This window comes from Pseudomonas sp. MF06569 (genome assembly GCF_059862735.1).
This window is the reverse complement of record NZ_JCBCUZ010000001.1, coordinates 418,633-432,834: the sequence shown is the minus strand read 5'-3', so window position 1 is coordinate 432,834 and position 14,202 is coordinate 418,633. Positions and strand designations below refer to the sequence as shown.

Here is a 14,202-nt window from a genome sequence, read left to right as displayed (position 1 = left end):
CCTGAAAATTTGAAAGTGTCAGGAGATAGGTGGGGCGAGAAATGAAAACCAGACACGAATGAGAGCGATTTTCAAAAATAACGCTTCAGCCGTGCTATTTCCCACGAATCAATGTCAACCAGGGGCTGTAGCGATCAACACGAATCGGCAGGGTTTCTGCCAGTGCCGCAAACACCCGATCCGGATTGTCTAGCGGGAATACCCCCTGGACACGAAGGTTGCGAACTTCGGGAGCCACCCGCACAAAGCCGCGACTGTAAGGGCGCAGTGCGTTGACGACCGCCTCCAGCGGGTCGTCCAGCACGTTCAAGCGCCCGATCATCCAGTCAGCCCGATGATGTTGATCACCGGCGAGCGGAGCAATGTTGCCGGCTTGCATGACGGCTGACTGGCCTTCCTGCAAATCAATGCTGGTGCCGTCGAACAGCCGGACGTTGACCGAGTGCTGCAACACCACTACCCGCGTGGCGCCGTGTTCCTGGGCCACGAGGAATCGAGTCCCCAGAGCGCGAATTTCACCTTCTGCGGTGCGCACGCTCAGCGGACGAAGAGGATCGGCAGCGACCTGAATTACCAGCTCGCCGTGTCGCAAAATCACCAGGCGGCGCTGGGTATCGAAGCGCAGGTCTACCGAACTCTCGGCATTCAGGCTCAGGCGACTGCCGTCGGCCAGAGTGAAGTCCTGACGCTGGCCGCGCCCGGTGTGCAGGTCAGCCAGCAGCGAGTCACCCCACGGGCTGCGCGCACCGACCCATGTAGCCCCGCCGAGCAAGCCAAGCCCTGCAATTACCCTGAGCGCATCGCGGCGCGAAGCCTTGGGTTGGAGCAATAGTTGGCGCGCTTCTGCGGCCTGGCCGGGCACCCGTCGATCCAGTGTGCGAACGGCACCGAAGGAAGCACCCAGTCGCTCCTGCAAAGTGGCCCAGGCCTGGGCGTGGGCGGGATCGAGTACCAGCCAGGCATTGAAACGCTTCTGCAGCGACACATCCGGTTCGCCCGCACGCAGGCGCACCATCCAGTCGATCGCCTGCTCGCTGACGGGGTCAAGACGCCGCTTGCTCATGATGCACCTTCGCTCAGATAGCACTGACGCAAAGCCTGCTTCATGTAGCGGCTCACCGTGCGCTCGGACAGCTCCAGCTTTCGGGCAATCTCCACGTAGCTCAGGCCATCCAGCTGGCTGTAGAGGAAGGCCGCCTTGACCAGCATCGGCAGGCCGTCAATCGCCCGATCGATGGCCACCAGGGCTTCGATCAACAGCAATTGTTCTTCCGGGGACGGCGCCAGCGCTTCGGGCAACATGGACAGGCGTTCGAGGTAGGCCAACTCCAGCTTGCGCCGACGATGACGATCGAAGATCAGGCGTCGGGCAATGGTCGACAGGTAGGCACGGGGCTGCTCGATGGCGTCCGGGTCTACCCGTGCCACCAGTAACTGGCAAAACGTATCGGCAACCGTGTCCTCGGCATCGGCGTGATTGCGCAAATGCCGCTGGATATGGGACAGCAGCCAACGATGATGATCGCTGAAAAAAAAGCCCAACTTGCTGGTCGAAGGAGGTTGCACCGAGCGGCCCACCAGATGTAAGTGCGAATTATTCTCAATCTTACCCGCAGGACGTTCGCCACTTCAATACTTGGTTACAACTCCCTGCCCCCTTAGATACGAGCTTTGGCAGGCTCGTTGAGGCAGGGGATCAGCGGCCCGTAGCCTCTGCGCACAGAGATACAACTGAGAAATGCTAGTAGTATCATTGCCATCTGTTTCTCCCGGTGTTTCTACCCGCCATGACCCCCCTTCCCCCGAACACGGCGCCCTGCGTACTCATCGTCGACGACAGCCGCAAAATTCGCGAACCGCTGGCTGCGTACCTGCGCCGCCACACGTTTGATGTGCGCACGGCAGCGGACGCCGCGGGCATGTGGCAATTGCTCAAGCAACACGCCTTTGACGTGATCATTCTCGATGTGTCGTTACCCGATGGCGATGGCTTTGACTTGTGCAGCAGGCTGCATCGGCGCGCCGACACGCCGGTGATTCTGCTGACCGCCCGGGACACTTCGGCAGATCGGGTACGTGGCCTCGACCTGGGAGCAGACGACTATGTGACCAAACCCTTTGAACCGAGGGAGCTGGTTGCGCGGATCAACAGTGTGTTGCGTCGCCACCGTCCTGGCGCCGCGAAGCAGGTTGCATCGGCAAGCGCCCTGAAGATGAGCCCCTGTTATCGGTTCGCTGGCTGGCTGTATAACCCCAGTCACGCCACGCTGACCCGTGATCAAGGGGCGCAGATTGTGCTCAGCACGGTGGAGAGCAAACTGCTGCAGGTGTTTCTCGACCAACCCAATACGCTGCTGCCTCGCGAACGCCTGATTGATCTCACGACCGCCACCGACAGCGATGTCAGCGACCGCGCCATCGACCGCCAGGTCAGTCGCCTGCGCCGCAAGCTGGCGTACAGCGCCGGGGAGCCCGAGTTACTGCGCACGGTCTGGGGCGGCGGTTATCTGTTTGCGGCCGATGTCACGTTGCAAGCGCCATGAATCGTCTGCGCGCCCTGTGGCCCCGCAAGATGCTGCATCAACTCAGTGCCTTGTTGTTGCTCGCGCTGCTCGCCTCCAATGTCATCGCCATTGTGTTTGTGCAACACACCGGCGCGTTGATCCATCCCCTGTCGCGCACCATGAGCCTTGAGCGATTGGTGACCGCCCATCATGTGGCCATGGAAGCCCAGGACGAGGTCTTCGACCGGCTGCTGGGGGCGATCACCAGCGCAGATGCACGTTTCTGGATCTCCACCCAGGCCGACGTCGAACCCTTTGCCATGCGTGCCGAAGAACAGCGAATGGCCAGCGCCCTGCGCGAGCAACTGCAACTGCCCCAGGACGTGCGCGTGGCCATGCAACTGGAACGGGTCAGTGGCGACCATGCCCGGGGGCGCGTGTTCAGCCCCGACGGCTGGGCCCCCCTGCGGCTGCGCAGCAGTATCGAATTGCCCGACGGCCGCTACCTCAACGCCCTGCAACATCCGGCAGGCGCCTACGAATGGGGAAATATGCTGGCGTACAGTCTGCCGGTGACGACCGTTCCGGTGCTGTTGATCGTGATGTTCTGCATCAGCCGCGTAGTGCGTCCGGTCAAGACCCTGGCCCAGGCCACCGAACGCGTCAGCCGCGGGGAATGGATTGCGCCACTGCCTCTGACCGGCCCACAAGAAGCACGTGACCTGACGGCGGCCTTTAACACCATGCAAGCCAATATCGCCCGCCATGTAGAAGGCCGTACCCGAATGCTCGCGGCGCTCAGCCACGACCTGAACACGCCCATCACTGAACTGCGGCTGCTGCTGGAACTGCTGGAAGAGAGCCCGGCCCGCGAGGACATGCTCGAAAGCCTGGATGAGTTGAGTGCGATGGTGGGTGCAACCCTCAACTTCGTTCGTGACGATGCCGTGCAGGAGCCCACGCTGACAATCGTGCTGAATGACATGCTGGAGGATCTGGCCAAGCGCTACCGACTCATGAAGCAGCCGGTCACCTGGTCAGGCGCGGCGCCGATCATGCTCACCTGCCGTCCCCTGGCGTTGAAGCGGGCCTTGACCAACCTGATCGACAACGCACTGCGTCACGCCGCAGATGCCACGTTGACGCTGTACCAGGAGGACCCCGGCACCCTGCGACTGGAAATTCTCGATCACGGCCAGGGCCTGCCGCAAGAATGGCTCAGCAAAGTGTTCGAGCCCTTCGTACAGTTTGGCGCCGCCGACGGCTCTCACAATGGCGGCATCGGCCTGGGCCTGGCCATCGCCCGCGCCTGCGTGCAAGCCCACGGCGGTGAACTGCTGCTGGAAAATCGACCGCCCGCCGGGTTGTGCGCCGTGGTCAGACTGCCGATGGCCCTGGTCAGAAGTTCAGCGTAGCCCCCATCCACAAGGTGCGACCGTAGTTCACCGTGCCGTAGGTTTCGTCGTCCAGACGCTTGTCCGTCAGGTTGTTCAGTGAGCTGTTCAACGTGATCGAGTCTGTGAGTTCGTAAGAGCCGCCGATATCGGCCGTGGTGTAACCCGGTGCCGGCACGTCAGCCAGGGTGTTGCCGGTTTCTTCACCGTAATAGCTGACGGACGCCCAGGCCTGGGCACGGTCCGTCACCACCCACTCGCCGCGCACGTTGGCTTTCTGTTTGGGGGTCAACGCCAGCGGGGCACCGGCGTTGGCGCCGCTTTTCTGTTCAGAGTCGGTGTAGGTGTAGTTGGCCTTGAGCAAGACGCTGTCGCTGACATCCCATTGACCGGTCAGCTCAACGCCCTGGATCACGGCCTTGTCGACATTGACGCGATCCATGACGATGTAGCCATTCCATCGCTCATCAGTGGTGACGGTAGAGAGTTTGTCTTTGAAGTCGTTATAGAACACCGTCGCGCCTGCCGACAAATTGTCGCGATTGGACCACAGCGCGGACATTTCGTAGTTGGTGCTCGACTCGGGCTTGAGGTCCGGGTTGCCAAACATCACGAAGCGATTGCGGCGCAGGTAGGCGTAGTCCTTGACCACGGCACGCAGCTCCGGCGCCTTGAAGCCACGGGCGATGCCGCCCTTGAGGGTCCAGTTGTCGGTTGCGCGCCACACCCCGTAGATTCGCGGATTGGCGTGGGTGCCGTACTGTTCGTGGTGGTCCAGGCGCAATCCGGTGGTCAGGGCAAAGGTATCGGTCATCGCCCATTCGTTTTCGGCAAACACGGCCTTCTGTACCACTGAGAACTCGTAATCGACGCGATCACCCAGGCCCTGGTTCCAGTCGGTCAGCTGGCTTTCATTCCACTGCACACCGACGGTGCTGACATTGTGCGCGGTCGGCACCACCAGTTTGGCGTCAAACACCGTGCTCTTGATCTCGGGCTTGCGGCCGTAGATATCCGTTTGCGCAGGTGTCGCCTTGCCCTCACGGCTGGACGTTTCCTGGAACAACGCCATGTCCGACGTCGCCCAGCCCCAGCGCCCCTGGTGTGACAGCGACCAGTGATCGCGATTGTTCTCTTGTTCGCGGGTGGCCCAGTTTGCGCTCACGCCATCGCCGTTCTTGAGGCGCGTGGCGCCCGCTTCCAGCAGGATGTCGTGGTCGACTGTCGGGGTGAATGCCAGCCGCGCGGTCAGGTCACGATGATCGGCATTGCTGAAACCATTGGTTTGCTCGATGTCGTCGTCCGCCTGACGGTCCAGATAACGGCCCCAGACCTGCAAACCGAGAAAATCCTCGCGCAGCGGACCACTGAGGTAGAACTGGGTCTGGCGGGCATTCCCCTGGTCGCTGTGCTGGCGCGCCGAGTAGTCGTAGCCCACAGAGCCGCCCCACTGGGGCGACACTTTGCGGGTGATCACGTTAATCACCCCGCCAATGGCATCCGAGCCATACAGCGATGACATCGGCCCTCGAACCACCTCGATGCGCTCAATGGCCGCGGCTGGCGGCACGAAGCTCTGCTCATAACCGCTGTTGCCGTTGACCCGCGACTCACGGGCGCTCTGGCGTTTGCCATCGACCAGAATCAGGGTGTAATCGGCTGGCATGCCACGAATGGAGATATCCGTCTCATTGGCCCCGCCGTTGACCACTACACCTTCAACGTCACGCACGGCGTCGCCCAGGTCCCGATAGGATTTGCGGCGAAGCGTCTCCCCATCAATCACCGTGATCGAGGCGGGCGCATCCTCGATGCTCTGCTCGTAACCGGAAGCCGTAACGACCATTTCATCAAGGGTCAGTGCTTGCGGATCTGCCGCCTGGACAGAAGTCCCCAGCGTGCCGGATGCGCCTGCAGCCAAGGCCAGACGAACCCACAGGGGCAATGGGTGAAAGCGAAGAGACGAATGCATGAAGCGTCCTTATGATTCAACTTAAAAGAGAATCGTAATCATCTACACCCCTGTAGATTGGACAAAGTGTGACAACCCCGGGCGCTCACTCTTAAAATCCGCCCACCAGCAAAGTGGTGCCGCAGCCCTGTACCATGACCGCCCACCACGCCCATGCCTTTGGAGCTTCACGTGCCTGATACCCGCCCTCCCGCGCTGGATGAAATCGACCGCCAATTGATTGCGGCCTTGCAGCTCAATGCACGGGAAAGCGTTGCGATGCTGGCTCGCCAGTTGGGAATTGCGCGCACCACCGTGACATCTCGGCTGGCACGACTGGAGAAAACGTCGGTGATCACCGGTTACGGGGTTCGCCTGGGGCAGCGCTTGATTGATGGCGGCTTGCAGGCTTATGTCGGGATTACCGTACAGCCACGCTCAGGCAAAGAGGTGGTCCGGCGCTTGAGCGCAATGGCCCAGGTGCAGCAACTGTGCGCGGTCAGTGGCGAGTTCGATTACGTGGCCTGGCTGCGCAGTGATTCTCCCGAGCAACTGGACCAATTGCTCGACCAGATCGGCAGCGTCGAGGGCGTCGAGAAAACCACCACCTCCATCATCCTCAGCAGCAAAGTTGATCGCGGATAAGTCACTTCGACTTCCAGCTTCGTCACATTGACTAAACAAAAGCCATAACGACGACAGTTTGCGTCTTATTACCGTGTTCCACGCTCCCTATCATGGTGCCTGTCTTTTCCTATACTCAACGTTATGCGTGAGTCGCCAGCAAGGTCAGCCATGAACAAGAATAATCGCCACCCTAACGACGGCAAAAAACCCATCACCATCTTCGGCCCGGACTTTCCGTTTGCCTTTGATGACTGGATCGAACACCCGGCGGGCCTGGGCAGCATCCCGGCACACAAGCTGGGGGCTGAGGTGGCGATTGTCGGCGCCGGGATGGCCGGGATGGTGGCGGCTTATGAGCTGATGAAACTGGGCCTCAAACCCGTGGTATATGAAGCGTCGAAGATGGGCGGACGTCTGCGCTCGCAAGCCTTTGAGGGCAGCGAAGGGGTTATCGCCGAACTCGGCGGCATGCGTTTCCCGGTGTCTTCCACGGCGTTTTATCACTACGTCGACAAGCTGGGCCTGGAGACCAAACCCTTCCCCAACCCGCTGACGCCCGCGTCGGGCAGCACCGTGATTGACCTTGAAGGCCAGACTTTCTACGCACAAAAACTGGCGGACCTGCCTGCGCTGTTTCAGGAAGTGGCCGATGCCTGGGCGGACGCGCTGGAAGCGGGCTCACGCTTTGGCGATATTCAGCAGGCCATCCGCGACCGAGACGTGCCTCGCCTGAAAGAGCTGTGGAACACCCTGGTTCCCCTGTGGGACGACCGCACGTTCTACGACTTCGTCGCCACGTCCAAGGCCTTCGCCAAGCTGTCGTTCCAGCACCGCGAAGTGTTTGGCCAGGTGGGGTTCGGCACCGGTGGCTGGGACTCCGACTTCCCCAACTCGATGCTCGAGATTTTCCGTGTGGTGATGACCAACTGCGACGATCACCAACACCTGGTGGTTGGCGGTGTTGAGCAAGTACCCCTGGGGATCTGGCGTCACGCGCCCGAGCGCTGCGCCCATTGGCCTGCTGGCACCAGTCTGAGTTCGCTCCACCACGGCGCACCACGTACCGGGGTCAAGGCCATCTCTCGTTCAGAGGACGGGATGTTTTCCGTCACCGACATACTCGGGGTGACTCGTCCATATGAAGCGGTGCTGGTGACCTGTCAAAGCTGGCTGCTGACCACCCAGATCGAATGTGAAGAGTCGCTGTTCTCCCAAAAAGTGTGGATGGCACTGGACCGTACACGCTACATGCAATCCTCCAAAACCTTTGTCATGGTCGACCGCCCGTTCTGGAAAGACAAAGACCCCGAGACTGGCCGTGACCTGATGAGCATGACCCTCACTGATCGCCTGACCCGCGGCACTTACCTGTTCGACAACGGTGACGACAAGCCGGGGGTGATTTGCCTGTCGTACTCGTGGATGAGCGATGCGCTGAAAATGCTCCCGCACCCAGTGGAAAAGCGCGTGAAGCTGGCCCTCGATTCGTTGAAAAAGATTTACCCCAAAGTGGACATCGCCAGCCGCATCATCGGCGATCCGATCACGGTGTCGTGGGAAGCCGACCCGCACTTTCTGGGCGCCTTCAAGGGCGCACTGCCGGGGCATTACCGTTACAACCAGCGCATGTACGCACACTTCATGCAGCAGGACATGCCCGGCGAACAGCGGGGGATCTTTATCGCTGGCGACGACGTGTCGTGGACCCCGGCCTGGGTGGAAGGTGCGGTACAGACTTCATTGAACGCGGTGTGGGGCATCATGACCCACTTTGGCGGCAGCACCCACGCGGCCAACCCCGGACCGGGCGATGTGTTCCACGAAATCGGCCCGATTGCATTGCCGGATTGATCCCTGTGGGAGACCTCAAACCGCTTTCGTAGCAGTTGCCAAAGGCTACGTCCGATTGCGTAGCAATCGTAAAATCCAAGTCCCAAATCCATCTGTCACACCGCAGTACCTGGATTTACGACGACTGCGTCACCGGACGCAGCCTTCGGCAGCTGCTACGAAATTTGTCAGCGCCAGTTTCAACGGGAAATTTGACCACCAGGAGAACCCCATGCGCGTCGCCCTTTACCAATGCACGCCTCTGCCCCTGGATGTGGCGGGCAATCTGCAGCGCTTGAATGACATTGCACGGCAAGCCGAAAACATCGACCTGCTGGTCCTGCCCGAAATGTTCCTCACGGGCTACAACATCGGCGCCCAGGCCGTGGCCAGACTCGCGCAAACCCACGACGGCGACGCCGCGAGACAGATTGGCGAACTGGCAAAAGCCACTGGCATGGCCATTGCCTACGGCTACCCCGAACGCGGTGCAGACGGGCAGATCTACAACAGCGTGCAGTTGATCGACGCCCACGGCAAAAGCCTGTGCAACTACCGTAAAACCCACCTGTTCGGCGAACTCGATCACTCGATGTTCAGCAAAGGCCCTGATTCATTCCCGGTCATCGAACTCAATGGCTGGAAGCTTGGCCTGCTGATTTGCTACGACCTTGAATTCCCGGAGAACACCCGCCGCCTGGCGCTGGCCGGTGCCGAGTTGATTGTGGTGCCCACCGCCAATATGGCGCCCTACGACTTCATCGCCGATGTCACGGTGCGGTGCCGCGCCTTCGAGAACCAGTGCTATGTGGCCTACGCCAACTATTGCGGGCATGAAGGCGAGATCCATTACTGCGGCCAAAGCAGTATCGCCGCGCCCGACGGCAAGCAAATAGCGCTGGCCGGGCATGAGCAAAGCCTGCTGATTGCGACCCTGCAACGTCAGCAACTGGCGGATGCCAAAACCGGGAATTTTTACCTGGCGGACCGTCGCCCCGAACTTTATCGCGAGCTGAGCAAGCGCTAAATCCGCTAGCATGAGCGCATCTCTGTTCCGGAAGTGCCCATGCCTGCGCTGAATCACCCTCACCCCCAACGTCTGACACTTGAAAACGGTCTGACCCTCTGCGTGCGCCATGAGCTGCGCCTCAAGCGCTGTGCGGCCGTTGTACGGGTTGCCGCAGGCAGCCACGATGTGCCCGCCGCGTGGCCCGGCCTCGCGCATTTCCTGGAGCACTTGCTGTTTCTGGGCACCGCGCGCTTCCCGGCGGCAGACAACCTGATGGCTTACGTGCAGCGCCACGGCGGCCAGGTCAATGCCAAAACCTGCGAGCGACATACCGACTTCTTTTTCGAGCTGCCACCGGCCGCCTTTGACGGCGGGCTTGAGCGCTTGTGCGACATGCTCGCCCATCCGCGCATGGCTCTGGATGACCAGCTTCGCGAACGTGAAGTACTGCACGCCGAATTTATCGCCTGGGCCCGCGAAACGTCTGCCCAGCGGGAGATGAAGTTTTTTCAGCCACTGAACCCTGCTCATCCGCTGCGGGCATTCCATGCAGGCAACCGTTACAGCCTGCCCGTGCCGCGCGCAAGCTTTCAGCAAGCCCTGGAAGACTTTTACCAAGGGTTCTATCAGACCGGGCAAATGACCTTGAGTCTGAGCGGTCCGCAATCAACCCATGACTTGATCGTCCTGGCTGAACGTTGCAGCGCCGTGTTGCGCCCAGGCGACACCCTGCTGCAGGCTTGCCCGCCAGCGCTGCTGACCGGCGTTGAACCCCAGTATCAACACATGGACGGCCCGTCCCTGAGCCTGATGTTCGCCTTGGAACAGTTGCCGCCAGAGTCCGCCCAGGCCCTGGATTTTCTGTGCCACTGGATCAACGCAGACAAGCCCGACGGCCTGCTCGCACAATTACGCGAACAGGGATTGATCGACACCCTGAAAGCCACACCGCTCTATCACTTCAAGAGCCAGGCACTGCTGCAGATCGAGTTCAAAGCCACCATCGATATTGCCCCGCAGGCCATGCAGATTCGCGACACGTTCCATGACTGGCTGGCGTTTTTCAGCGCACAGCAGGACTGGCCCACGCTGCGTGAGGAGTTCCGCCTTCTGCAGCAGCGTCAGCAAGACGTCAGTGGCGCGCTGGAACTGGCCCGCCGTGATTGCGAGCAACGTACCCCCGGCCTGTCGGATCAGGGCGTAATAACCCTCAAGGCTGTGCTCGAACAGATGCAGCCTGCGCCCATGCCGTCATCGCAACAGGCCTGGCATTTGCCTGCACCCAATCCGTATCTTCACGCGGCGAAAGAGCCGGTCAGCGCCGGCCTGATTCGTGGGCAAACCAGCGCTCACCGTGGCTTGCGCACCTTTGCCCAGGACCGCTTGCGCACTCGCCGCGACGTGTCTGCCATGAGTTTCAGCACCGCAGTGCCCAGTCACAGCGGCGAAGCGGCGATTTATCTGCGCTGGCGTCTGCCCGCAAAGCCAGCTGACGATCTGCTGGCGTCACTGGAAAACAGCCTGCGCTCGCTGATACTCGATGCCAGACAGGCTGGGGTTGAAGTGTCGCTCAATGGGTCAGGCAATGACTGGCTGCTGAAAATGTCCGGTTTCCACGAGCCAATGCCCGCCATTCTCGAGCACGCGCTGCGCGTGCTCAGCGCACCATCGGCCAAGCCGCCGGGCAACCTGTCCCCTGGCGCCACCTTGATGCCGATTCGCCAACTGATCAAACGCCTGCCCGAGCTGTGCCAGCCAGCCAGCGAGTCTGCACTCAACGATCAGCAACACGACTGGTCCAAGGCGCACTGGGACGGCTTGGCTGTCGGCCTGCCCGCCACCACGCAGGCCTTGATCACACCTGTACTGCACAAGGTTCCCGGCACCCCGGATGCGCATCTGGCGCAGCATCGCGAGCAGCCAGCCCATCGCCATTGGCACACCGAAGCCTGTGATTCCAGCGAACACGCGCTCATCCTGTTTTGCCCGACCCCCGAGGCAACGCTGGCTGACGAAGCCCCCTGGCGCATGCTCGCCCATGTGATGCAAACCCCGTTTTATCAACGTCTGCGGGTCGAGTTGCAATTGGGTTATGCCGTGTTCAGCGGCCTGCGCCAAATCAATGGTCAAACCGGGCTGCTGTTCGGGGTGCAATCGCCTCACGCCTCAACGACGCAGATCTTTGAGCACATCCAGAATTTCCTCGTGGAGTTGCCGAAATTGATCTCGACGCTGGATGAAATATCTTTCACCCAAGCCCGTACTGCCTTGGCACAACAATTCTCGACCGAGGCCCTGGGCGTGCTCCAGGCCGGTGAGTTGTTATGGCAAGCCAAACTGGCGGGCCACCCGTCGGATTACCTGACAGCCCTCTACACAGCACTTATGACGCTGGATCAAGGCACTACACTGAAGGCGGCCGAGCACATTAACTCGCCGCAAAGCCGTTGGTTATGCTTGGCTACAAGCCCGGAGACTGAAACGTTTTATCAAGGGAGAAGCTGATCGTTACCAACCACGTAACGGGCTTTCTTCGACATTGAGCGTTCAAAAACCGTCAAATTTAGTAACATAGTCACCTAAGCGTTTGAACAACTCCCTCGGGAGCTGGACTAATCAAGAGACACCCATTCACCCACTCACTGAAGGAGTCACCTCATGGCTTGGACTAAACCTGCTTACACCGATCTGCGCATTGGCTTTGAAGTCACCATGTACTTCGCAAGCCGTTGATCTGCCCGGCCTCTTGAGTAAAAGAGCCCAGCAGAGCAGCCCAACGCCTCGGTTCGCCGGGGCGTTTTTATTTTCAGCATCGCAAGAGAACACGCCATGTTCGTCCAGATTCTAGGCTCCGCCGCTGGCGGTGGATTCCCGCAGTGGAACTGCAACTGCGTCAACTGCGCGGGTTTTCGTGATGGCACCCTGCGTGCCACCGCCCGCACTCAGTCCTCCATTGCGATTTCCGATGACGGTGTGAACTGGGTACTGTGCAATACCTCGCCCGATATTCGTGCGCAACTGCAAAGCTTCGCCCCGATGCAGCCGGGCCGCGCCCTGCGTGATACCGGGATCAGCGCGATCATCCTGATGGACAGCCAGATCGATCACACCACCGGCCTGCTCAGCCTGCGCGAAGGTTGCCCCCATGATGTGTGGTGCACCGACATGGTCCACGAGGACCTGAGCACAGGCTTCCCGCTGTTCACCATGCTCAAGCACTGGAACGGTGGCCTGAACTGGAACCGTATCGAGCTTGAAGGCTCGTTCACCATACCGGCCTGCCCCAACCTGCGTTTCAGCCCGCTGCCGTTGCGCAGTGCGGCGCCGCCGTATTCGCCGCACCGTTTCGACCCGCACCCGGGCGACAACATTGGCCTGATCGTCGAAGACCTGCGCACTGGCGGCAAACTGTTCTACGCCCCGGGGCTGGGCAAGGTTGATGCACCGTTGCTGGACATCATGGCGGGCAGCGATTGCCTGCTGGTGGACGGCACGATGTGGGACGACGACGAGATGCAGCGTCGTGGCGTCGGTACCCGCACCGGCCGCGAGATGGGCCACCTGGCGCAAAATGGCCCCGGCGGCATGCTCGAAGTGCTGGAGCAACTGCCCGGCCAACGCAAAGTCCTTATCCACATCAACAACACCAATCCGATCCTCGACGAAGACTCCGCCGAGCGTGCCGAACTGGCCCGCCGGGGCGTTGAAGTCGCCTTTGATGGCATGAGTATCGAGTTGTAATAATTCACCCATCCCCTGTGGGAGCGGGCTTGCTCGCGATACAAACGACGCGGTGTGACTGACAAACCGCAGTGATGCCATCGCGAGTAAACCCGCTCCCACATGACTGGAGAACACACGTGACCCAAGCCCCACTCTCCACCGCCGAATTCGAGGCCGCGCTGCGTGCCAAAGGCGCTTATTACCACATCTACCACCCCTATCAGGTGGCGATGTACGAAGGCCGCGCGACCCGCGAGCAGATTCAGGGCTGGGTCGCCAACCGCTTCTACTATCAGGTCAACATTCCGCTCAAGGACGCCGCCATCCTGGCCAACTGCCCGGACCGCGAAGTGCGCCGCGAGTGGATTCAGCGCCTGCTCGACCACGACGGAGCCCCCGGCGAAGACGGCGGCATCGAGGCCTGGCTGCGTTTGGGCCAGGCCGTCGGCCTGGACCCGGACCAACTGCGGTCCCAGGAACTGGTACTGCCCGGCGTGCGCTTCGCGGTGGACGCCTATGTCAACTTCGCCCGCCGCGCCAGTTGGGAGGAAGCCGCCAGCAGCTCGCTGACCGAGATGTTCGCGCCGCAGATCCATCAGTCGCGCCTGGACAGTTGGCCCCAGCACTATCCGTGGATCGACCCGGCCGGCTACGAGTACTTCCGCACCCGCCTGGGCCAGGCTCGGCGCGACGTGGAGCACGGGCTGGCGATTACCCTGCAGCACTACACCACCTACGAAGGCCAGCAGCGCATGCTGGAAATTCTGCAGTTCAAACTCGACATTCTTTGGAGCATGCTCGATGCCATGACCATGGCCTACGAGCTTGACCGCCCGCCGTACCACAGCGTGACCCGCGAACGTGTCTGGCATAAAGGAATCACCCTATGAGCTTTGATCGCAGCAAAGTCCCGACCTGGCGCACCGGCTACCGTTTTCAATACGAACCGGCGCAAAAAGGCCACGTACTGCTGTACCCCGAAGGCATGATCAAACTCAATGACAGTGCCGCACTGATTGGCGGCCTGATCGACGGCCAGCGCGATGTCGCGGCCATCATTGGCGAACTGGACAAACAGTTCCCCGGCGTACCCGAGCTCGGTGCAGACATCGAGCAATTTATGGAGGTCGCTCGTGCAGAGCACTGGATCGAACTCGCCTGACA

General features: G+C 60.8%; 13 protein-coding genes. 10 read left to right on the top strand and 3 right to left on the bottom strand.

The features are described from left to right. Window positions 1–94 precede the first annotated feature (94 nt). Complete coding sequence (locus AC19YQ_RS02075; protein WP_500594476.1) at window positions 95–1,063, bottom strand: FecR domain-containing protein; 969 nt, start codon at window positions 1,061–1,063, stop codon at window positions 95–97. After that, window positions 1,060–1,566 (bottom strand): sigma-70 family RNA polymerase sigma factor, encoded by a 507-nt coding sequence (locus AC19YQ_RS02070; protein WP_219262869.1) that lies wholly within the window; start codon window positions 1,564–1,566, stop codon window positions 1,060–1,062. Before AC19YQ_RS02070 ends, AC19YQ_RS02075 begins: the two co-directional genes overlap by 4 nt. Window positions 1,567–1,787: 221 nt before the next feature. Here AC19YQ_RS02070 and AC19YQ_RS02065 point away from each other — a divergent pair, with 221 nt between their 5' ends. Further along, window positions 1,788–2,543, top strand: a complete 756-nt coding sequence (locus AC19YQ_RS02065; protein WP_338649063.1) for a response regulator transcription factor — start codon at window positions 1,788–1,790, stop codon at window positions 2,541–2,543. Further along, the gene (locus AC19YQ_RS02060; protein WP_500594475.1) at window positions 2,540–3,919 is read left to right on the top strand and encodes an ATP-binding protein; all 1,380 of its coding nucleotides are present in this window, start codon (window positions 2,540–2,542) and stop codon (window positions 3,917–3,919) included. Before AC19YQ_RS02065 ends, AC19YQ_RS02060 begins: the two co-directional genes overlap by 4 nt. Here the strand turns inward: AC19YQ_RS02060 and AC19YQ_RS02055 are convergent. Next, window positions 3,903–5,870, bottom strand: coding sequence for a TonB-dependent receptor domain-containing protein (locus AC19YQ_RS02055; RefSeq protein ID WP_500594474.1), 1,968 nt, complete (start codon window positions 5,868–5,870; stop codon window positions 3,903–3,905). The two genes, AC19YQ_RS02060 and AC19YQ_RS02055, sit on opposite strands and share 17 nt — an antisense overlap. A gap of 171 nt (window positions 5,871–6,041) precedes the next feature. Here AC19YQ_RS02055 and AC19YQ_RS02050 point away from each other — a divergent pair, with 171 nt between their 5' ends. The 8 genes from AC19YQ_RS02050 (at window position 6,042) to pqqD (ending at window position 14,200) form a co-directional block, all read left to right on the top strand. After that, window positions 6,042–6,494 (top strand): Lrp/AsnC family transcriptional regulator, encoded by a 453-nt coding sequence (locus AC19YQ_RS02050; protein WP_019823049.1) that lies wholly within the window; start codon window positions 6,042–6,044, stop codon window positions 6,492–6,494. Window positions 6,495–6,644: 150 nt separating this feature from the next. After that, complete coding sequence (locus tag AC19YQ_RS02045) at window positions 6,645–8,327, top strand: flavin monoamine oxidase family protein (RefSeq protein WP_133075290.1); 1,683 nt, start codon at window positions 6,645–6,647, stop codon at window positions 8,325–8,327. A 211-nt stretch (window positions 8,328–8,538) separates the two neighbouring features. Then, window positions 8,539–9,333, top strand: coding sequence for a nitrilase-related carbon-nitrogen hydrolase (locus AC19YQ_RS02040; RefSeq protein ID WP_133075289.1), 795 nt, complete (start codon window positions 8,539–8,541; stop codon window positions 9,331–9,333). Window positions 9,334–9,372: 39 nt separating this feature from the next. Further along, complete coding sequence (gene pqqF / locus AC19YQ_RS02035; protein ID WP_500594473.1) at window positions 9,373–11,820, top strand: pyrroloquinoline quinone biosynthesis protein PqqF; 2,448 nt, start codon at window positions 9,373–9,375, stop codon at window positions 11,818–11,820. Window positions 11,821–11,973: 153 nt separating this feature from the next. Then, entirely contained in the window at window positions 11,974–12,048 is a 75-nt protein-coding gene (gene pqqA, locus AC19YQ_RS02030) for a pyrroloquinoline quinone precursor peptide PqqA (protein WP_003444522.1), read from the top strand. Between the two features lie 96 nt (window positions 12,049–12,144). Continuing rightward, the gene (gene pqqB / locus AC19YQ_RS02025) at window positions 12,145–13,056 is read left to right on the top strand and encodes a pyrroloquinoline quinone biosynthesis protein PqqB (protein ID WP_133075287.1); all 912 of its coding nucleotides are present in this window, start codon (window positions 12,145–12,147) and stop codon (window positions 13,054–13,056) included. A gap of 119 nt (window positions 13,057–13,175) precedes the next feature. Further along, window positions 13,176–13,928, top strand: coding sequence for a pyrroloquinoline-quinone synthase PqqC (pqqC, locus tag AC19YQ_RS02020; RefSeq protein WP_133075286.1), 753 nt, complete (start codon window positions 13,176–13,178; stop codon window positions 13,926–13,928). Further along, a complete protein-coding gene (pqqD, locus tag AC19YQ_RS02015) occupies window positions 13,925–14,200 on the top strand; it encodes a pyrroloquinoline quinone biosynthesis peptide chaperone PqqD (RefSeq protein ID WP_133075285.1) in 276 nt (91 codons plus the stop codon). The genes pqqC and pqqD overlap by 4 nt, the downstream gene beginning before the upstream one ends. Window positions 14,201–14,202 lie beyond the last annotated feature (2 nt).

Bases quoted from the DNA above. Each gene is read 5' to 3' on its own strand.
- AC19YQ_RS02075 (WP_500594476.1), bottom strand. From the start codon at position 1,063: ATGAGCAAGCGGCGTCTTGACCCCGTCAGCGAGCAGGCGATCGACTGG.
- AC19YQ_RS02065 (WP_338649063.1), top strand. From the start codon at position 1,788: ATGACCCCCCTTCCCCCGAACACGGCGCCCTGCGTACTCATCGTCGAC.
- AC19YQ_RS02060 (WP_500594475.1), top strand. From the start codon at position 2,540: ATGAATCGTCTGCGCGCCCTGTGGCCCCGCAAGATGCTGCATCAACTC.
- AC19YQ_RS02055 (WP_500594474.1), bottom strand. From the start codon at position 5,870: ATGCATTCGTCTCTTCGCTTTCACCCATTGCCCCTGTGGGTTCGTCTG.
- AC19YQ_RS02045 (WP_133075290.1), top strand. From the start codon at position 6,645: ATGAACAAGAATAATCGCCACCCTAACGACGGCAAAAAACCCATCACC.
- AC19YQ_RS02040 (WP_133075289.1), top strand. From the start codon at position 8,539: ATGCGCGTCGCCCTTTACCAATGCACGCCTCTGCCCCTGGATGTGGCG.
- pqqF (WP_500594473.1), top strand. From the start codon at position 9,373: ATGCCTGCGCTGAATCACCCTCACCCCCAACGTCTGACACTTGAAAAC.
- pqqB (WP_133075287.1), top strand. From the start codon at position 12,145: ATGTTCGTCCAGATTCTAGGCTCCGCCGCTGGCGGTGGATTCCCGCAG.
- pqqD (WP_133075285.1), top strand. From the start codon at position 13,925: ATGAGCTTTGATCGCAGCAAAGTCCCGACCTGGCGCACCGGCTACCGT.